Below are 19168 nucleotides of genomic sequence, written 5' to 3' on the forward strand. Positions count from 1 at the left end.
TTTTAAAGTTTGTTCACAAAAACTAAATCTACGTCTGAAAAAAGTTTTTTTGACTCACTAATTGCTGCAATTGTATTTGCATGTGGATGCCCTATCGCTATGGCGCTTCCATGCTTCTTTGCAATCTCAATTGCTTTTTTAATCTGTGACAATATATATGGTTTATCCATCTTGTGATCTAAAAAAACGTCTCTTCCTATGTACTCTAGCGCATATTTTTTTGAGATTTTTTGTGCTTTTGAAGCTCCTGTTGTTCTACTGTCTACAAATATTATATCATGGCTCTTAAGTGCTAAAATAAGCCTATCCATCGCAGCTTCATCCGCTGTAAACTTACTTCCTGTGTGATTGTTTATATATTTTACTTTTGGAAAAAGTTTTTTTATCTCTTCGACTCTTTGTATAATTTTTTCATTTGAATCATCAACTCTTAATGTTAATGGTTCTTCTGCTTTAAAACTCTGTGCTTCCATCGGCAAGTGAACCATATAAAAACTCTCTTGAGCTGCTAAAATATGAGAAGAAGGTCTGGCTTTACTTGGTGGTAAAAAAGACATAGTAATAGGAAGATGAAGGCCTTTTACAGCACTAATATGTGATTTTACGCTAACATCATCAATGATAATTGCTAACTTTGGTCTTTTAGAGCTTTTAACTATTTTACGCTCAGGAGCTTTTGGTAAAACCGCTTCTTCAACCTCATGTGAAGCATTTTCATACTGTGCAACTACCTCTTTTATTGAGAGTGAAGATGTCTCATTGCTATCATTAGACTCTTTAGATGGTTCAACTTTAACAGGCTCTTTTTTTAAAACCTCTTTCAATCTATCATTAACACTCTGCTCATCTTTTTGACTCTGTCTTTTAGCGCTCTCTTGTTCTAGTTTTTTTATCATTGATTGTTTTATTTTTTCTTTGGAGTGCTCTTTTTTGATAGCATCTTCTTTTGCGCTATCATGTCCGACATAATATCCAGAGACAAATGAGGCTAAAACTACAATTATAAATACCAAACTCCAAGCAATATAGCTTAAAAAATTTGAACTTTTTTTAGGAATTATTTTTTTTCTTTTTGACATACAATCTCCATATTTATTGAATAAAACTATATCCTAAAAAAATAAAATATATAACGGCTTAGTGTTTTTTTAAGTAACTTTTCTGTATAATCCGCCGTTCCTTTCTCTTTGTATCGATAATATATTTCGATATATATACATCCGAAAGGGAAACAAAAGCCTATTTTATGGGCGAAATACCAAAGGGAGATTATACTCTATGAGAAATTACGAAAACCTAGTAATCGTAAAACCAACATTAACAGCTGAAGAAATTCAAGCTAACATTAGCGCAATTGAAGAAGTTATCACTTCTAACGGTGGCGAAATAGCAGCAAGAGATGCAATGGGTATGAGAAAATTAGCATACCCACTTGGAAAAAATGAGCGTGGATATTTTCATGTTATCTACTATTCAGTTGAGCCTTCGGCAATTAGCGAAATTGAGAGACGTTTTCGTATAAATGAAGAGCTACTTCGTTTTGTAACTATCAAGTACGATACTAACCGTGAAGTAACAGCTTGGAATCAACTTGTTCAAAAAGCTCAGAAAAAAGCAACTCAACCAGCTGGTGAAGCTAAAGTTGAAGAAGTTGTAATTCCTGCAGCACTTGAAGAAACAGAAGAAGAAGAGTAGAAACAACAGCGTCACAGTAATTGGCTAACGCCTAAACAAAGAAGGAAGATTCATGTATAACAAAGTTATTTTGGTTGGAAATTTAACAAGAGACATAGAACTGAGATACTCTCAAGGTGGAATGGGCATTGCCAATACTGGTCTTGCAACAAGCCGTAAATTTACCGTTAATGGTGAAAAGAGAGAAGAAGTATGTTTTGTAGATATTACATTCTTTGCTAGAAGCGCAGAGGTTGCCAACCAATACCTTAGAAAAGGGAGTAAAATCCTAGTAGAAGGTAGACTTAACTTTGACCAATGGGTAGATCAAAGCGGACAGAAGCGTTCAAAGCACTCTGTTGTTGTTGAAACTATGCAGATGTTAGACTCTAAAAATAGTGCTGCTGCGCCATCAGATGATTATCCGATACAGCAAAATCAGCCAACTCAGAGCTATCAACAACCTAGTTATCAACAGCAACCACAAAGCTATAAAAAGCCAAGTGCTCAACAGATGCCAAGTAGCAGTTCCATCCCAGAGATAGACATTGATGAAGATGAAATTCCATTTTAGAATATTAGATAACACAAGGAGATAACATGGCAGAAAGAAGAAAGTATAAAAAAAGATACTGTAAATATTGTGAAGCAAAAGTTGACTTCATGGACTATAAAGATGTAGGAGCTCTTCGCTTCTCACTTTCAGAGAGATACAAAATTATGCCTCGCCGTTTAACAGGTAACTGTAAACGTCACCAAGACATGATTGCTACTGTTATAAAAAGAGCTCGTGCTGCTGCATTAGTTCCATACACTGTAACTCGTAGCACAGTTGTAACTGCTCCATTTGAAAATTTAAGATAATTTTCAATTAAATGCCCATCTTTGGGCATTTACACTCCTCCCTTTTAAATTCACTACCATTTATTTTAGGAATATTTTTTGCTATACAATAGTTAAAAAGTAGAAATATGCGCTATTTATTAATAATTATCACTATAATCTCCTCTCTTTACTCAAAACAAGTACCATTTTCTATCATAATTGATGAACCTTTCAATAATGCACTTCTTGATATTACTGAAGATTTTGACCGCTCAATGAGCGCTGTTGGTTTTATTAAACCTTATAAAAAAGGTACTGACAAACCTAATGATGGCGTGTACAGAAATGCATTTGACTATCTTGCTTCTTTATCAAACTCTAATGGCTCTTTGATACACCTTATCAAAGTAGATTCTTACGCGGATATAGAACTTAGAAAATCTATAAAACTATCACAATTTGCTGAGGCGTTGGGAGTAGTTAAGAGTCCTGAAAATGGCTATATAGTAGGTGGAAACACTCTTGATGGCTCACTAGTTGTTCTTGGGCTCGATGCGAATGCAAATATGATATTTCATAAGATATTTGGAACTCCAAATCAAGACAAGATGAGTAAAATTCACCTCTTGCGCGATGGTGGTATTTTGATAATTGGTTCGTCTGCAACTTCAAGAACAGACACAGAGAATCTCTTTAAAGGAGGTCTTGGCTTAAACGACATATATTTAAGTAGATTTTCGAGACAAGGGGAGATGCTATGGAGCAAAAAATATGGCTCGGCTGAAGATGAGAGTGGAGTTGACGCAGCAGAAGCAGAAGATGGTTCTATTGTTATTCTCGGACAAAAACATAGCGGTAGTTCAAAAACTGCAACTCTCTTGAGGGTTACACAGCATGGAGAAAAAATTTGGCTTTATGATATAAAAGGCGAAAAAAATACAACAGCTCATAAAATAGTAAAATTAAGAGACAATACTTTTGCCCTGTCGCTCTCACAAACAAATGATATGAACAAAGAGCAGATAAGATTGCTCAAAATAGATTTACAAAAAAACACTCTTCTTGATAAGAGCATTTACACAAATTACTCCTCAGTTCTAAAAGATATAAAAGAGTTCTCAGATGGAAAAATAGTTGGTGTTGGAATTGTTGAGGATACATACAACACAGACGGACTCGCAATACTTTTTGATAGTAACTTCAAGATGCTGACACAAGAGCACTATGGCTCTGATGCACGTGATGCTTTTTATGCTCTTAGCATTTTGCACAACTCTCAAATCGGGGTCGCTGGTATTCACACAGACAAAGAGTCTCAAGAGAGTAATATGTGGATTGTAAAACTAAACAGCAATCTATCTATGGCACAAGTCTCTAAAAAAACAGCTACAACTTCTTTTTATGCTCAACTCTTAGACCTTTTTAGAGATGAGATTGCAGCTAAAAAACTGATAATAAAAGAGGATTTAACAATAGAGCTTATTGATAAAAGCCTCTATTTTAACGTTGGGGAGTTTATACTTACTTCAAGTCAAAAACTTTTTTTACAAAAATTCAGTGCTAAACTCTTGCCTTTTTTAAAGAAAAATAGCGAAATATTAAACACCCTAGAAGTTAGTGGGCACACATCAAGTGAATGGGGCAGTAGCGATTTTTCAAAAGGTTATATAAACAATACAGAGCTATCTATGAAACGATCATTTTCAACTATCAGCTATGTATTTAACACACAAAACCAAGAGACAAAGGTATGGCTAAGCGAGCTATTAAAAGGTAGTGGCCTTAGCTTTTCAAAGAGAGTTATAGTGCAACATAATGAAGATAAAGAGAAATCAAGAAGAGTCTCTTTTAAAATCATTTTATCAAACTAGCTTACTCAAAATCCTCTATGCTACTTGCTCTAAAACTTAGTCTTACTTTGTCTTGTTTTAGCTTTTTATAGAGCTTAAACTTTGCATTTTGTAGCTCATCATCGCTGTAAGCAAAATCACTTTTGATAGTCTCATCGCTAACGTTTGCACTATCCATTGCAAAAAGCTTAAGCTCTTTTTTTGTAAGCTTTGCTTTTAGCGCATTATAAAGCCTCTTATCATCTTCTATCAAATCAACATCGCTGATTTTGCAAAAACTTGCCAACAACTCTCTAAAGCTATTTTCACTGTTATACTGTTTCCAGATACTATTTGTAAGCACTATATCTTCTCCAAAATTTGAGTTAAATCTTTTGTCTCTATCACTATATTTGCCTCTTTTTTGAGTATCTCTCTTGCACAAAAAGCGACTCTTTTTCCAGCATGAGCAAACATTGAGAGGTCATTTGCTCCATCTCCACAAACTAACGTCTCACTCTCTTTAATACCTAAAAGAGCTTGTAATCGAACTAACATATCGCCCTTTGAGTAGTTAAACATCATGTCTCCGCCTACCAAGCCTGTAAGAATTTGATTTTTATGATGAAGAACATTAGAGAAATCAGCATCATATCCCAAGATACTCTTAGCATATCCCGTTGCACTTCTAAATCCTCCGCTAAAACAGACAACTCTCATGTCTCTGCTTTTTAGCTCTTTTATCGTCTCTTGCGCACCCTTCATATATGGTAGATTTTGGCTGATTCTCTCAACTACACTATATTCAAGACCCTTTAGTAGCCCTACTCTTTGTTGAAGTGATTCAAAAAAATCAAGCTCTCCGCTCATAGCAGCTTCGGTTATTTTACTAACTTCTTCTCCGAGTCCCAGCTCTTGTGCGAAAAAATCTATCGTCTCGCCATCCATGAGCGTAGAATCAAAATCAAAAACAGCTAATTTCAACATATATTACTTCCCTATCTGTTATAATTGCGCAATTATACCCATTTAGGATGCTTTTTGTTTGATGAACTCATAAATAAACTAAAAAACGACACATATATAACGCTTGAGACAACTCCATCTCACTCACCTATTTTTTCGCCAATAATTGAATCAATTGCAGAGCTAGGACTCGATAAACTAGTTGATGGTTTTACAACAACAGACAACCCTCTTGCAAAACTAAAATACAACTCACTATTTGCCGCGAAAATGCTCCAAGATAGATTTAACAAACCAGTAATTGCAACCATGAGTATGCGTGATAGAAATAAAATAGCACTTCAATCAGACCTTTTAGGCTCTAATGAAGTTAATGTAAGAGCAATTTTAGCTCTAACTGGCGACCCTGCAACAATATCAGATCAACCTCATACAAAAGGGGTCTTTGAAGCAGACAGTACTCTTCTTTTAGATATTATCTCTTGTTTTAACAGCGGTATAAACTATGCAGGAAAACCTTTAGCTCATCAGCCTCTTGAAATTTACCCTTTTGCAGTTGTAAACTCGTATGCAAAAAATCCAAAAACACTTCAAAAGAAGATGCAAAAAAAGATAAAACATGGAGCGCTTGGAATAATAACGCAACCAGTTTATGATATAGAAAATGCGAAACTCCTACTTGAATTAAAAGATGCAGCAAACACTGCATCTAACAATGAAAATAAAAATGCCGAACTTATTTTAGGAATTTTTCCTATTACAAAACTTCGCACTGCTCAGTTTTTATCTGCTCATGTTCCAGGAATAAATGTACCAGATGAGTGGATAGAACTTCTCAGAGAAGCCCATGAAAAGGGAAGTGATGAAGAGTATAGAGTAGGTTTTGAGCTTAGCAGAAATTTATTTTTAGATTTAAAAAAACTTCATCCAAAAATTCACTTAATGACTGCAAATCAGTTCCAACTAGCTCGTGATATACTAATATAATTAAGGACAAAAATGATTGATTTAAAATTAATACAAAAAGATTTTCAAACTATAAGCGACAAGCTGTCTCGCAAAGGTGTAGATGCCCAATTACTTGAGAATTTAAAGATAAAAAATGAAGAACTAAAAGTTGCAAAAGTTGAATACGAAACACTTCAAGCAGCTCAAAACAGTATGAGCAAAGATTTTGGCATATACAAAAAAGAGGGCAGAGATACGACTGAACTCAAAGCAAAAGTAGATGAAAATAAAATCAAAATATCTGAAGCACTTGATATTCAGCGCATAAAACAAGAAGCTCTTGAAGCTCTTGCAATGTCAATTCCAAATATACCAGATGATGATGTTCCAGATGGTAAAGATGAAAATGACAATATAGAGATAAAAAAAGTTCTCACTCCAAAAGAGTTTAGTTTTACACCTAAAGAGCATTGGGAATTAGCTGAGCAAAATGGCTGGATAGACTTTGAGAGAGGCGTAAAACTAGCAACTAGCCGTTTTAGTGTCTCTTTTGGAATGGGTGCAAAACTGGAACGCGCACTAATAAACTTTATGCTTAACTTCAACTCAAAAAGAGGCTTTGAAGAGGTTAGTGTACCATCTCTTGTAAATAGAGCTGCGCTAGAGGGCACAGGGCAGCTTCCAAAATTTGAAGATGATTTATACAAAATTCAAGACCAAGAACTTTTTTTAATTCCAACCGCAGAAGTTCCTGTTACAAATCTTTATCAAGATGAGATATTAGGTGCAAATCAACTCCCGATAAAAATGACCGCTTACACATCTTGCTTTAGAAAAGAAGCAGGTGCGGCAGGAAGAGATACGCGAGGGATGATAAGACAGCATCAGTTCCATAAAGTTGAACTTGTCTCTCTTGCAAAACCAGAGCAAAGTGATGAAATTTTTGATGAGATGGTGCAAACTGCCTCAGACTTACTAACTGCGCTAGAACTTCCTCATCGTCTTGTAAGATTATGCGGTGGAGATTTAGGGTTTGGTGCAGCTAAGACTATTGACCTTGAAGTTTGGCTTCCAGGGCAAAACAGTTATAGAGAGATTAGTTCGGTCTCAAACACTAGAGAGTTTCAAGCTAGACGAGCAAAAATCCGTTTTAAAGATGGAGATAAAAACTCATTTGTTCACACCCTAAACGGCTCATCTTTAGCGGTTGGTAGAACTTTAGTAGCTATTATGGAGAACTTCCAAAATGAAGATGGAAGTATCACTATTCCAAAGGTGCTTGAGCCCTATTTAGGCTAGTTTTATGGCACTCTTTTTGCTTTAAAAAAGAAACAACTTCAAGGTAAATAATGGCAAATGGATTAGAAGAAGAGATAATTATTATTGAAGACATTGATGCCGCTAATGAAAAAAGTGCATCAGAGACTTCGGTATCAAATCAAGAACCTTCATCCAAAAAAAATAAAAAAATCATCTTTATTGTTGTTGGTATTGCTATTTTACTTGTTATCATAATTGTTCTTTTTGCACTACTAAAAACATCTAAAGAGCCTGCCGTAACTTCAACAAAACATATAGAAGATAGGCTTGAACAACCAATTACAGAGCCCGTTGAACTGAGTAAAATTGAAAATATGATAGCAAAAGCTGACTATCTATATTCAAGCGGTTCAAAAAATGAAGCTCTATCTTTATATGAAAAAATAGCACAATACTCAGAAGCAGTCTCCGCATACAATCTAGGAGTTGCTCAAATTAAAGAGGCTCAATACAAAACAGCACTTGGCTCATTTGCAAAAGCGATACAAAATAATGAACAAAGATGTGTAAGTGCTATAAATGCCGCTGTTTGTGCGCTTCATTTAGAGGATAAAACAACATTTCAATATTATATAGATTTAGCATATGCTTATCTTCCTCAAGAGAGATCATCACCCCTATACTCTTATTATTACACGCTTATCAACTACTACAATCAAAATTATATTGAAGCATTAAGCTCACTAAATAATCCGACTACAAATGAATATGATGTAGTACAAAATAGTTTAAATGCAAAAATAAACGCTCTTTTTGACAATAATGTAAAAGCTATTGAGAGTCTAGAAAAAAGTGCTTCTATGAAAGATGACTTTACTTTGGGACTTCTTTATGCAAGAGTAGGAGACCTTTCACTAGCCAAAAAATATCTTCAAAATTCAATCAAAAACGGTATAGAGCCAATGAAGGCGCAACTAGCAATAGGATATATAAACCTAAAAGCTGGTCAGATACAAGATGGGGCAAAAGAGATAGAAAATGCTACGGATATTTTTGGCGAAGAGGTATATAAACCATATCCAGTAAAAGTAAAACTAAAAGAGTCTCTCTTTGATGTAAGCCAAGCACAAAAGCACTATAGAGAGACCATAAATAATTCAAAAGCTATCACCTATCAAAAAATATTTTACTTCTCACCGTATAAAATCTTTAATGCAAATCAGACTATAAGTTATATACGAAAAGGAAATACAAATATTTTCATAGATAATGTTGACTCCGCAAAAGAGTATCTTGAAAAAAGTGCATCTTCTTCTAGTGTAAATATAGGGATTATAAAAGCTATTCAAAAAGCGCTCTCATTTAAACTCAGAGAAGCAAATGAGATGCTCCAAAAGCTTGTTGAAATTCAGCCTAAACACTCTGCTCTACACTACAATCTAGCCCTTACATACGCTCAACTTGGGAATTTTGTTGACGCACAAAAACACTTTATTCGTTCTTATAACTTAGATGCCAAAAATTATATCTCTGGCATCTATGCGGTTATGTGCTCTCAATTAATAGATAAAGACAGCACGAAACTTCTCTCAATTATAAAAGATGAGATGGCAAATGAAGAATTTTCACAAGAGATAGATTTATACAAAACACTTCTTTTTATTAGTGAGGAGAACTATATATCAGCTGTGGATTGGCTTGACAAAGATTATCCGCAAAGACCTCTTTACCTAGCACTTGATATTATAATTGCTCTTAAAAATAACACTATAGATGAAGCACAAAAAGCAGCAAATAAACTTACAACACTTCTTCCAGATGAGATTCTTCCTCATCTAATGCAAATTGACACCCTTTTTGGGACTTTTGATGATAAGAAATATGCTAATGAAGTTATGAACTATTTAAAAGTTCAGAAATTTAATTTTACTGATTTGTACTATGGTGCATATGTTACAAGGTATCTATATATTCAACAAAATCTAATCACTGGAAAACTATATTTTTTAAGAGAACGCTTAAAAGAAGTATTGGCAGCAACAACATCTCAAACACATGAGATAACAAGCACACTGGCTCTTGCATCACTATATGACAAAGCTTATGAGGAGTCATTTACACTCTACAATAATCTAATTGATAATCTAAAAGTAAGAGATGCTCAAACTCTCTTTTTAGGTGCTGTTGCTTCAACTGCGGCAAACCATCATGAAAATGCAATTGCTCTTTTGGAGCTCTCAAAACTAAAAGATGGTAATTTTTTAGAAAGTAGATATGCTCTAGGACTTTTATATCTTGAGTCAAAAAATAACGAAGGGGCTGTTATTCAACTCTCAAGGATATATAAAAACAATTTTAACTCTGAGTATTTTGACTTTGACGTAGACTTGGATAAGCTAATGTTACAAAAGAGTTTATCACAGAGTAAAAAATAGTAAAGACTACTTTTTACTCTCATTAGTGAAATAACCTACAAGGGTTTCAGAAGCACTTAGTTCACTTCCAAGACCAATATTTAATCTAAAATTTGCTGGTAAATATAGTGTAGTTGTTCCATTTATCATAAGCCCATATCTTGAGCCGTACATAAGATTTTGAGCTTTAATAATATCAATATCAATTGCTTTGAAACTCTGCTTTAATTTATGCACAACCGTAATTCTATTTGATGACTTTGTATCGAAAAATACAAGCTCTGCATTCTCATTTATGCTATTTGAAAGCTGGTTTTGAGCAGAGAGTCTAGCTCCTCTGGTTATATGAATACTCTCTAATGTTGAAGTAAATGGAACTCTAAGAAGAGCAACATTGAAGTATGACGTGTCTATCTCTACTTTGTAGCCATTATGAATATCATCATGCAGCTCTTCTATGGAGACGACCACACCATCAACAGGACTTGAAACGCTATCTTCTTGATAAAGAACATACTCTCTCTCAGGGTTTCTAAATACAAAAATAAAAAATATTGTTATTAAAAACATTAAAAATTCTAAAAAATTAAAATCAAGAAATGTAAAAATAATAAATGCAACAACTGCACCTGCAACATAATTCCATCCCTCTTTAGCGATAGGTAAAAGGTTATTTCTCATCCGTCCCTTCTTTATCATGTTTTATATTTTTTTCTCTATCTGATTCCTCAGCCATTTTTGCATCTGCCTTTAGCTCCTCTTCGATATCATCCACAACTATATTTACTTTTGAAACAAGATTATTCTCTTTTTCAAAGTTGATGATAATATCTCTTACCTCTTCTCCATTAATATTCTCTTTTTTATAAAGAAGTTTTACCATCTCTTCTACCGCATCTCTATACTGCTCAAGTCTCTCTAAGACAGCTTTATAACGCTCTTGTAGAGATGATTTTATAAACTCATCCATATCTTCAGCCATCTTATTGCTGTACTCTCTAGATGATTGCCCATAACCACCCAAGAAAGAGTGTCTGCTTTTTTCTAAAACCATAAGCCCTGCAACATCACTCATTCCATAAGTTTGCACCATTGACTTAATAATATCTGTTGCTCTCTCAAGGTCATTTCCTGCACCAGTTGAGATTTCACCTATAAAGACCTGCTCTGCAGCACGACCTCCAAGAAGAACATCCACCTCTGCCCAAAGCTCATGACGTTGCATCATAAATTTGTTTTCTTCAGGTGTATTTAGCGTATAGCCTAAAGCTGCTAGTCCACGAGGAACAATTGAAACTTTTGATACTTTTTTAGCACCAATAGTTGTCTCAGCCATAAGTGCATGTCCGCTCTCATGATATGCAACTATTTTCTTCTCTTTAGGGTTTATTCGGCGAGATTTTTTAGCAAGTCCTGCTAAAGCACGTTCTACTGCTTCATATAAATCTTTTTGCGTTACAGTTTTTTGGTTTTTTCGCCCAGCTAAAAGTGCACCCTCGTTTACTATGTTTGCTAAATCAGCTCCAGCTAAACCTGCCGTTAAACGAGCCACTTCAGCAAGATCCACATCAGAGTCAATTTTAACACCCTTAACATGCACCTTTAAGATTTTAATACGTCCCTCATAGTCTGGTTTATCAACTAAAACTTGTCTATCAAATCGTCCTGGTCTAAGTAGTGCTTGGTCTAAAATCTCTGGTCTATTTGTAGCAGCTAAGATTATGATAGGAGTATCCGTTCCAAATCCATCCATCTCAGCTAAGAGTTGGTTCAGTGTCTGTTCTCTCTCATCATTTCCACCCATATTTGCACCAGCTGATCGGCTCTTACCAATAGCATCAATCTCATCTATAAATATAATGCTAGGGGCATCTTTTTTTGCTTGTTCAAACAAATCTCTAACACGAGCAGCTCCAACTCCAACAAACATCTCTATAAAACTAGAGCCTGTAACTGAGAAAAACGGAACATCAGCCTCTCCAGCAACTGCTTTTGCAAGAAGAGTTTTTCCAGTTCCAGGACTTCCTACTAAAAGAACACCTTTTGGAATCTTTGCACCAATCTCAACATAACGAGCAGGATATTTTAAAAAGTCAACTATCTCTTGAACTTCCTCTTTTGCCTCTTCAACACCAGCCACATCATCAAACTTAGTTTTTGGCTTCTCTGAGTTAATCATCTTTTTAGAGTTACCCATTCCAAGTATTCCACTGCCCATGCTTTTTTGCATACGTCCAGCAAAGAACATCCAAATAGCGATAATAATCAAAAACGGGAAGAGCCAGCCAAACATCTCAGTAAACCAGTTTGTTTCACTAAATCCGTTGTACTCAATACCTTGCTTATCTAACTCTTGGGTTAATCTTGTATCACTTGGCACTATTCTTGTAGTGTAGAGAGTTGCATTATCAGCTGAGTAGGCTTTTATGTAACTCTGTCCAATGTCAACTTTATTTACACCTTTTGTCTCTATTAAAGATTTCAATTCTGAATAACTTATCTGTTTTGCTCTTTTATTTCCTGCAACTGAAGATACTTCACCTGAACCACTTTCGCCTATTAGGGCTTTGAAAAGTAGAATTATCACTACTGAAAATATAGCAAAAGTGATAAGCGGATTTTTATTGAAAAAATTATTATTGTTATTGTTCTCTTTATTTTGCATATCTATTTTTTACCTTGCTTTAGTATTAAAGTTACCCATTCGTCTTGGGCAATCTTCTCTAAAATCTCAAAATCTTGATAAAATTTTAAAACTTTTGATTCATATTTCTCTAAAATTCCTGATAAAACAAGAATTCCATCCTCTCTTACGACACTCTTTAAATCATTTGCTATAAATATCAAAACATCTGCTACGATATTAGCAACAACGACATCATAGCTATCTTTAGTTAAGCTACAAGAACCTTCCCATAGTTTATTAAATACAACACTATTTAGATTAGAATTTAACTCGCTATTTTCAACACATGCGATGTCTGTATCACAAGCATCAACTACTGCGCCGAGCTTTATAGCTGCAACACCTAAAATCCCGCTTCCGCATCCAACATCTAAAACTCTGTCATCTTTTTTTACATATTTAGCAATTGCTCTGAGTGCTGAGGCTGTTGTTGGATGGTGTCCTGTTCCAAATGCCAATGCTGGATCTATTGCGATATTTATTAAATTTGCATCTGGAGCATCCCATGTTGGGTGGATATAAAATTTATCTATACAAAGTGGTTGAATGCTATCTTGATAAACTTTTACCCAGTCACTATTTTTGAGTTTAGTCTGTTTATACTCTAACTCTATCACGTCGCCAGTAGATTTTTGAAGAGCTTCTCTAAACTGTTCCAATCCCCATATTATCGTATCTAATTCATCTTCACTTCTAATGATAAAACCATCATCTATCTCTTCAAAGCCAACTGGTAATGTATCTGCTAAGAAATCTGAGAAGAGAGGAAGATGAGAAGAGACTTTAATAACTAATTCAAAGTAATGCTCTTGCATTACACGTCAATGCCCATAACTGCACCAAGTTTTTCTTTTAAAACTTGAGGAGTAAATGGTTTTACAATATAGTTGTTTACACCAGCTTTTAATGCAGTAATAACTTCTGCCTTGCCACCTTCAGTTGTTACCATAATAATTGGAAGGTCTTTGAAACGAGCATCAGCACGAACTTTTTTAACAAGTTCAAGACCATTCATCTCTGGCATATTCCAGTCAGTTATAAGCATATCAACATCAGGATTACTATCTAAAACACTCCAGCCTTCAACACCATCCCCACCTTCAAGTATATCTTTATGGCCAAGTCTCTGTAATGTATTTTTTATTATACGACGCATCGTAGAACTGTCATCAACAACAAGTAATTTCAAATGAAATCCTTTTCTATAAATATTTGCAAATTAAGCAATAATAATACCTAAATTTTATTTATTTTATGATTAAGCAATGCCTAACTAAGATTTTTAAACATCTTAGGTAAGTCAAGTGTGCCCTCATAATAGGCTTTACCTATGATAACTCCATCTATTCCTTTAGCGGCTATAAGAGCTTCTATATCGCTCTCATCTTTTACACCACCACTAGCAATAGTTGGGATTTTACAAGCATTTGCTATCTCTTTAGTAAACTCAACATTTACACCACTAAGTGTTCCATCTCTTGATACATCTGTACAGATTATAGCTTTAACTCCAGCATTTGCGAACTCTTTTGCCAAATCAGTAGCACGCATAGCGCTCACTTCGCCCCAACCCTCAACGGCTACAAATCCATCTATTGCATCAATGCCTACTGCTATTGGGTATTTTGCTGCCATCTCTTTTACAAATTTAGGATTTTTTACAGCTATAGAGCCTAAAATAATTCTATCTATTCCAATTTTTATCATTTTTTTGATGGTTTCTTCATCACGAATACCGCCGCCAAGCTCGAGCTTAACATTACAGTTTTGTCTAATTTTTATAATCTGCTCTAAGTTTTTAGGTTCTCCTGCAAAAGCTCCATTTAAGTCAACTAAATGAACCCACTCCGCCCCCATCTCTTCAAACTTTTTAACAAGCATCCATGGCTCATCAGAATATATCTTAGCGCTATCCATAAGACCCTTTGTAAGTCTTACCGCTTTGCCGTCTTTTAAATCAATCGCTGGGTATAGAGTCATTTTAAATTCCTATATTTTTGTAAAATTTTCTAATATCTTAAGTCCATTTTCATGACTTTTTTCTGGGTGAGGCTGAATCCCCATAATGTTATTGTGTGCAACTGCTGATGTAAACTCATACCCATAAAAAGTTCTGCCGATAGCATCCTCTTCATTGTCGCAAACAACGTGATAAGAGTGCACAAAATAGAGATAATGTTCCTTATCTAAGCCTTCAAATAGAGGGTGAACTTTTGTAAACATTCTGTTCCAACCCATATGCGGTACCTTTAGAGCCTCTTCAAATTTAGATGAATCAAATGCTACTACTCTGCCCTTAATAAGCCCCAAGCCTTCATGCACTCCAAACTCCTCAGAACTCTCAAAAAGCAGTTGCATTCCAAGACATATCCCTAAAATAGGCTTAGAGCTTCCTGCAAACTCTTTTATCGCATCTATCATATTTCTCTCTCTTAGATGCGCCATCGCATCACCAAAAGCACCAACTCCTGGGAGTATAAGCTTATCATACTCTTTAAATTTTGTTGGGTCACTCTCGACAACTGTTTGTACCCCTAATTTAGCAAACGCATTTTGAACACTTGCTAAATTTCCCATGTTATAATCAACTATTGCTATCATTCTTCAAGCTTTAATTTTGTAAATTTTATATAAAACGCAAGAGTAATTAAGAGCATTGCAACACCAAAAATAATATACATTGCATATAGTATCTTCTCTGGGTCTGTTATTGCGAACTTAAATACTAGCATCAGTGCTTCTATGGATAGTGCAATGATAATTGAACCCAAAAACCTTACCATTGTCTTGTGTGGGCCTGAGATGCTATTATCTTTGCTTCTCCCCAAAATCTCCTCTTCTATGAGTGTTTTAGCCAAATCAAAAATTGCAAGAGCAAGTGTTAATAAAATTGTTGCTTCAAATACATCTTTGATTTGGAAATGGTCAGGAGAAATCTCATATACAAAAAAGCTCTGAACACCTTTTATAAAGAGAAGAAGCGCTACTGAAATTAATGCAAATGCAAACGCTGCATATGAATATCTAAATAAAGATAGAAAAAACTTATCAAGAATCGTTGAACGTGAGATTTTTACAACCTCATCAAGAGGCATATCAAGACATGCAACGTATTTCAACTCTCCTTTATCGTCATAAACTGGCTGAGAGACTGTAACAGTCAACTCTCCAGTTATAAGCGATGGATATGGGTCAGTTATGGTACATCTGCCCTCTTTTACGGCTCGGTAGTAGTACGCTCTCTCAGCTCTTATTCTTCCAGCATCTTCATCTATTCTTTTTGTTGATGTAAAAGTTGGGGAAACCTGTACTCCTCTGTTGTCTAGAAGATAGACGCCCTCACATTTTTCTAAATCTTCTTTGGTCTTTAAAAGACCTATCATCGCCATCTCTTGTGTTAAAGATGGCATTCTATTTTGAATATTTTTAGAAAAAAGATAACAGAAATAAGCTCTTGCTTTTGTTCTACCGTCGGAAAAATTTTGTATGTCTGATGCCGTCATGTGCAATATGCCTTTTATTATTAAGCCGCAATTATACCAAAGGGATAATAATAATTGGTTTTATACACTATCATTTGATATAATAAATCTTCAAACAATAGGGAGTTATTTAACAATTATGGGCTTTAAACTATTTTTACTATTAGAAAAAATCTTAATGCTTTTACCAAAAAAGATGAGAAAAAACTTCTTCACCTCTTTAGCGCACATTGCTTATTATGCTTCATCTAGATACAGAAACATAGGCTTTATCAATTTAGATTTTGTCTATAAAGATTCTATAAGCAAAGAAGAGAAGAAAAAGATTATCAAATACAGTTTTAGAAATCTACTTCTTAACTTTTTGCACCTTATGGAGCTTAGACATATGAGCAAAGAGGAACTTGAGAGAAAAGTAACTATAAAAAATATAGAAGCTGTCCAAAAAGCTCATAAAGAGGGAAAAGCTGTCATTTATATCACTTCTCACTACTGTGCTTGGGAGCTAGGGGCTTCTGTAATTGGAAACTCTGTTGAGAGTGTATATGCTATATTTAAAAAGATGAAAAACTTGGATTATCAAAACTGGGTATTAGAGTCTCGCTCAAAATTTGGCAATAACTCTTTAGAGAAATCAAACGTTATAAAACCTCTTATAAAAATTGTTAAAAATCAACAAGCTTGTGGGATACTAATAGACACTGCCATAAATAAAAGAGAGGGTATTGAAGTAGACTTTTTAGGTAAAAAAGTACACCAAACAGCTACTCCTGCTTATCTGGCTAGAAAATACAACGCTGCAATTATTCCAGTAAGTATAAAAACAGATGATGAAGAGAACTACACTTTAATATTTTTTGATGAGATAGAGGTGCAAAAAAGTGATGATGAGAAAGAGGATATAAGAGTAGCTACTCAACTCCAAACAGACTGGCTCTCAAAGCTTATACTTGATGAGCCAAAATTTTGGTTTTGGATACACAGAAGATTTAAAAGCAGCTATCCTCAAATCTATAAAAAGTAGAGTTACGTAGACTCACACTCTTTAGTTCTCGCCTCAAAAAGCTTAAGAATAGTGAGAAAAAACGCTGTAATTGCAGGTCCTAAAATCATACCCCAAAAACCAAAAGTACTAAGTCCCGCGATAATTGCAAAGAAGATAATAAGCTCATTCATTTTTGCATCATCCTCTTTTAAAAGTCTTATATTTAGCTCTTTAATAATCAATGGTTTAATAAATGTATCAGCTACTATTGAAATCACTACAACAGTGTAAAGTGCAATAAAAATTGCATTTGAACTCTCTCCCATAGAAAACTCATATAATGTAAATGGAAGCCACATCAAAACGCCTCCAACTACTGGAATAAGAGAAGCAAAGCCATACATGATGCCAAAAAGAAGCCCATTGTAGCCCATATATGATATAGCTATACCAAATAGTATTCCCTGAAACATTGCATTGATAATGATAGAGTAAAAAACGACACTCATTACAGAAGATAACTCTTTTGCCAGAAGTGATGCTTCATCAACTGACATTTGAACAACTCTTTTTAATAAATCAATTATAAAACCACCACTGTATTGAGCAAAAAAGTAGAAAATTATCACTAAAAATGCATTTTTCAGATAAGCAGCACTTAAAGAGCCAATACTTCCTGTAATTGAGAATATATATGAAGCAATAGAGTTAATACTAATATCTTGTATCGTACTATCTATATATGGCTTTAAAAATAGAAAATACTCTGGCGGATCTGCTAAAAAATCTTTTATTGTAATCTCTATATTTCTAAAAACTTCAGGGTCCACACTATTTAGTTGAATACTCAAAGTTACTAAAAAATATCCAAGTGGTACAAAAAACAGAACTGCTAGTAAAATACTAGAAGATAGTGCAGCTAGAAACTTTGACTTTAATATCTTTTCAAAGAAATTTTGAATATTTGAAGTAGAGATTGCTAAAAGCGCAGCGATAATAATTCCGAGCAAAAATGGTGCATAAAGAAGGTACATCCAATAAAGCGATGTTGCAAAAAGTATTGCTACAAAATATTGTGGTTTCAAAAAAGACCTCCATCGTCCAGTGTTGGCATTGTAACATTTAATATTTTATATGTCGAAGGTGTCGCTTTTCTACCTTTTGCAGTTCTCTCAAGATAACCATTTGCTATAAGATAAGGCTCTACAACATCTTCAACAGTCCCCTCATCTTCACTAAGAGCCGCTGCGATTGTGCTAAGCCCCATCGCTCTGCCATTTGCTCCAACTAAAAGATTTAAAAGTTTTATATCCATCTCATCAAATCCGTAAGAGTTGATACCAAGCTCATCTAGTGCGTATTGTGCTCTTGAATGGAGTATATCTTTCTCGTTTGCAACATCTGCAAAATCTCTTACACGTCGTAAAAGTCTAAGAGCTATGCGTGGAGTTCCTCGGCTTCTTTTTGCTATCTCTACACACGCTTCATCTGCTATTTTTTTATTTAGTTTGTTTGATGCTTGAGAAATTATTTTTGAGAGTTCTTCTGGTGAGTAAAACTGCATTCTAAAGTTCATTCCAAATCTATCACGAAGTGGATTTGAGAGCATTCCAGCCCTCGTTGTCGCACCGATGAGAGTAAAGCGTGGAAGGTCTATCTTTAGAGTTTGAGCAGCTGGACCGCTTCCTATGATGATATCTATACGAAAATCCTCCATAGAGGAGTACAGTATCTCCTCAACAGCTGGAGAGAGACGATGAATTTCATCTATAAAAAGTACATCACCCTCTTCTAAGTTTGTTAAAATCGCTGCTAAATCTCCACTTTTTTCTATCATTGGAGCCGCTGTTACTTTTATATTTGCGTTCATCTCATTTGCAATTATAAGTGCCAAGGTTGTTTTACCAAGCCCTGGAGGTCCATAAAAAAGAACATGGTCAAGCGCCTCTGCTCTTTTTTTACTAGCCTCTATAAAAACACCGAGATTTTTTTTGATCTGTTCTTGCCCAATATATTCATTCCAAGCACTGGGGCGCAGAGTAACCTCTACACCCTCTTCACAATCAAAACGCTCTATTTCAACTAATCTCTGCATATCT

Annotated in this window: 20 protein-coding genes; 8 read left to right on the forward strand and 12 right to left on the reverse strand. The window is 34.8% G+C overall.

The genetic code is table 11. The features are described from left to right. Positions 1-2 precede the first annotated feature (2 nt). The gene (locus AC6H33_RS08890) at positions 3-1079 is read right to left on the reverse strand and encodes a divergent polysaccharide deacetylase family protein (protein ID WP_497604528.1); all 1077 of its coding nucleotides are present in this window, start codon (positions 1077-1079) and stop codon (positions 3-5) included. 199 nt (positions 1080-1278) lie between these two features. On the opposite strand from AC6H33_RS08890, the gene rpsF reads away from it, so the two are divergent. The 4 genes from rpsF (at position 1279) to AC6H33_RS08910 (ending at position 4370) form a co-directional block, all read left to right on the forward strand. Further along, entirely contained in the window at positions 1279-1695 is a 417-nt protein-coding gene (gene rpsF, locus AC6H33_RS08895) for a 30S ribosomal protein S6 (protein ID WP_497604529.1), read from the forward strand. Positions 1696-1747: 52 nt separating this feature from the next. Then, complete coding sequence (locus tag AC6H33_RS08900) at positions 1748-2248, forward strand: single-stranded DNA-binding protein (RefSeq protein ID WP_497604530.1); 501 nt, start codon at positions 1748-1750, stop codon at positions 2246-2248. 26 nt (positions 2249-2274) lie between these two features. Further along, positions 2275-2538, forward strand: a complete 264-nt coding sequence (gene rpsR / locus AC6H33_RS08905) for a 30S ribosomal protein S18 (RefSeq protein WP_325334070.1) — start codon at positions 2275-2277, stop codon at positions 2536-2538. A gap of 107 nt (positions 2539-2645) precedes the next feature. Next, on the forward strand, positions 2646-4370 hold the full coding sequence (locus AC6H33_RS08910) for a hypothetical protein (protein ID WP_497604531.1): 1725 nt from the start codon (positions 2646-2648) through the stop codon (positions 4368-4370). A gap of 1 nt (position 4371) precedes the next feature. On the opposite strand, the gene AC6H33_RS08915 is transcribed toward AC6H33_RS08910, so the two are convergent. Further along, positions 4372-4692, reverse strand: a complete 321-nt coding sequence (locus tag AC6H33_RS08915) for a hypothetical protein (protein ID WP_497604532.1) — start codon at positions 4690-4692, stop codon at positions 4372-4374. Continuing rightward, positions 4692-5315, reverse strand: coding sequence for a phosphoserine phosphatase SerB (gene serB, locus AC6H33_RS08920; protein ID WP_497604533.1), 624 nt, complete (start codon positions 5313-5315; stop codon positions 4692-4694). The genes AC6H33_RS08915 and serB overlap by 1 nt, the downstream gene beginning before the upstream one ends. Before the next feature lie 54 nt (positions 5316-5369). On the opposite strand from serB, the gene AC6H33_RS08925 reads away from it, so the two are divergent. From AC6H33_RS08925 to AC6H33_RS08935, 3 genes are read left to right on the forward strand one after another with little or no spacing between them, the layout of a single operon-like run. Further along, a complete protein-coding gene (locus AC6H33_RS08925; protein WP_497604534.1) occupies positions 5370-6281 on the forward strand; it encodes a methylenetetrahydrofolate reductase in 912 nt (303 codons plus the stop codon). 12 nt (positions 6282-6293) lie between these two features. Next, positions 6294-7541 (forward strand): serine--tRNA ligase, encoded by a 1248-nt coding sequence (serS, locus tag AC6H33_RS08930; protein ID WP_497604535.1) that lies wholly within the window; start codon positions 6294-6296, stop codon positions 7539-7541. A 50-nt stretch (positions 7542-7591) separates the two neighbouring features. Beyond that, positions 7592-9937 carry a tetratricopeptide repeat protein gene (locus AC6H33_RS08935; protein WP_497604536.1) on the forward strand — a complete coding sequence of 782 codons (2346 nt, stop codon included), beginning with the start codon at positions 7592-7594 and terminating at the stop codon, positions 9935-9937. Positions 9938-9943: 6 nt separating this feature from the next. On the opposite strand, the gene AC6H33_RS08940 is transcribed toward AC6H33_RS08935, so the two are convergent. The 7 genes from AC6H33_RS08940 to AC6H33_RS08970 form a co-directional block, all read right to left on the reverse strand. Beyond that, the gene (locus tag AC6H33_RS08940; RefSeq protein ID WP_497604537.1) at positions 9944-10597 is read right to left on the reverse strand and encodes a phosphatidylserine decarboxylase; all 654 of its coding nucleotides are present in this window, start codon (positions 10595-10597) and stop codon (positions 9944-9946) included. Next, positions 10587-12581, reverse strand: coding sequence for an ATP-dependent zinc metalloprotease FtsH (ftsH, locus tag AC6H33_RS08945; RefSeq protein ID WP_497604538.1), 1995 nt, complete (start codon positions 12579-12581; stop codon positions 10587-10589). Before ftsH ends, AC6H33_RS08940 begins: the two co-directional genes overlap by 11 nt. A gap of 2 nt (positions 12582-12583) precedes the next feature. Next, a complete protein-coding gene (locus AC6H33_RS08950) occupies positions 12584-13417 on the reverse strand; it encodes a 50S ribosomal protein L11 methyltransferase (RefSeq protein ID WP_497604539.1) in 834 nt (277 codons plus the stop codon). Further along, positions 13417-13791: a chemotaxis response regulator CheY gene (locus tag AC6H33_RS08955; RefSeq protein WP_497604540.1), complete on the reverse strand. Its 375-nt coding sequence runs from the start codon at positions 13789-13791 to the stop codon at positions 13417-13419. Before AC6H33_RS08955 ends, AC6H33_RS08950 begins: the two co-directional genes overlap by 1 nt. 80 nt (positions 13792-13871) lie before the next feature. After that, complete coding sequence (gene hisA / locus AC6H33_RS08960; protein WP_497604541.1) at positions 13872-14582, reverse strand: 1-(5-phosphoribosyl)-5-[(5-phosphoribosylamino)methylideneamino]imidazole-4-carboxamide isomerase; 711 nt, start codon at positions 14580-14582, stop codon at positions 13872-13874. A gap of 9 nt (positions 14583-14591) precedes the next feature. Then, positions 14592-15203, reverse strand: coding sequence for an imidazole glycerol phosphate synthase subunit HisH (gene hisH / locus AC6H33_RS08965; RefSeq protein ID WP_497604542.1), 612 nt, complete (start codon positions 15201-15203; stop codon positions 14592-14594). Continuing rightward, positions 15200-16105: a PDC sensor domain-containing protein gene (locus AC6H33_RS08970; RefSeq protein ID WP_497604543.1), complete on the reverse strand. Its 906-nt coding sequence runs from the start codon at positions 16103-16105 to the stop codon at positions 15200-15202. Before AC6H33_RS08970 ends, hisH begins: the two co-directional genes overlap by 4 nt. A gap of 118 nt (positions 16106-16223) precedes the next feature. Between AC6H33_RS08970 and AC6H33_RS08975 the strand changes: the two genes are divergently transcribed. Next, positions 16224-17108, forward strand: coding sequence for a lipid A biosynthesis lauroyl acyltransferase (locus tag AC6H33_RS08975; RefSeq protein ID WP_497604544.1), 885 nt, complete (start codon positions 16224-16226; stop codon positions 17106-17108). 2 nt (positions 17109-17110) lie between these two features. On the opposite strand, the gene AC6H33_RS08980 is transcribed toward AC6H33_RS08975, so the two are convergent. Next, positions 17111-18154 (reverse strand): AI-2E family transporter, encoded by a 1044-nt coding sequence (locus tag AC6H33_RS08980; RefSeq protein WP_497604545.1) that lies wholly within the window; start codon positions 18152-18154, stop codon positions 17111-17113. Further along, a complete protein-coding gene (gene ruvB, locus AC6H33_RS08985; RefSeq protein ID WP_497604546.1) occupies positions 18151-19164 on the reverse strand; it encodes a Holliday junction branch migration DNA helicase RuvB in 1014 nt (337 codons plus the stop codon). Before ruvB ends, AC6H33_RS08980 begins: the two co-directional genes overlap by 4 nt. Positions 19165-19168 lie beyond the last annotated feature (4 nt).

The sequence above is a fragment of the Sulfurimonas limnophila genome (assembly GCF_059705345.1).

What these genes read in the sequence shown, in the direction of transcription:
- hisA (WP_497604541.1), bottom strand. Translation starts at nt 14,582, where the DNA reads ATGACTCTATACCCAGCGATTGATTTAAAAGACGGCAAAGCGGTAAGA.
- AC6H33_RS08975 (WP_497604544.1), top strand. Translation starts at nt 16,224, where the DNA reads ATGGGCTTTAAACTATTTTTACTATTAGAAAAAATCTTAATGCTTTTA.
- ruvB (WP_497604546.1), bottom strand. Translation starts at nt 19,164, where the DNA reads ATGCAGAGATTAGTTGAAATAGAGCGTTTTGATTGTGAAGAGGGTGTA.
- AC6H33_RS08910 (WP_497604531.1), top strand. Translation starts at nt 2,646, where the DNA reads ATGCGCTATTTATTAATAATTATCACTATAATCTCCTCTCTTTACTCA.
- rpsF (WP_497604529.1), top strand. Translation starts at nt 1,279, where the DNA reads ATGAGAAATTACGAAAACCTAGTAATCGTAAAACCAACATTAACAGCT.
- AC6H33_RS08970 (WP_497604543.1), bottom strand. Translation starts at nt 16,105, where the DNA reads ATGACGGCATCAGACATACAAAATTTTTCCGACGGTAGAACAAAAGCA.
- AC6H33_RS08900 (WP_497604530.1), top strand. Translation starts at nt 1,748, where the DNA reads ATGTATAACAAAGTTATTTTGGTTGGAAATTTAACAAGAGACATAGAA.
- AC6H33_RS08950 (WP_497604539.1), bottom strand. Translation starts at nt 13,417, where the DNA reads ATGCAAGAGCATTACTTTGAATTAGTTATTAAAGTCTCTTCTCATCTT.
- serS (WP_497604535.1), top strand. Translation starts at nt 6,294, where the DNA reads ATGATTGATTTAAAATTAATACAAAAAGATTTTCAAACTATAAGCGAC.
- AC6H33_RS08940 (WP_497604537.1), bottom strand. Translation starts at nt 10,597, where the DNA reads ATGAGAAATAACCTTTTACCTATCGCTAAAGAGGGATGGAATTATGTT.
- hisH (WP_497604542.1), bottom strand. Translation starts at nt 15,203, where the DNA reads ATGATAGCAATAGTTGATTATAACATGGGAAATTTAGCAAGTGTTCAA.
- ftsH (WP_497604538.1), bottom strand. Translation starts at nt 12,581, where the DNA reads ATGCAAAATAAAGAGAACAATAACAATAATAATTTTTTCAATAAAAAT.
- serB (WP_497604533.1), bottom strand. Translation starts at nt 5,315, where the DNA reads ATGTTGAAATTAGCTGTTTTTGATTTTGATTCTACGCTCATGGATGGC.
- AC6H33_RS08890 (WP_497604528.1), bottom strand. Translation starts at nt 1,079, where the DNA reads ATGTCAAAAAGAAAAAAAATAATTCCTAAAAAAAGTTCAAATTTTTTA.
- AC6H33_RS08935 (WP_497604536.1), top strand. Translation starts at nt 7,592, where the DNA reads ATGGCAAATGGATTAGAAGAAGAGATAATTATTATTGAAGACATTGAT.
- rpsR (WP_325334070.1), top strand. Translation starts at nt 2,275, where the DNA reads ATGGCAGAAAGAAGAAAGTATAAAAAAAGATACTGTAAATATTGTGAA.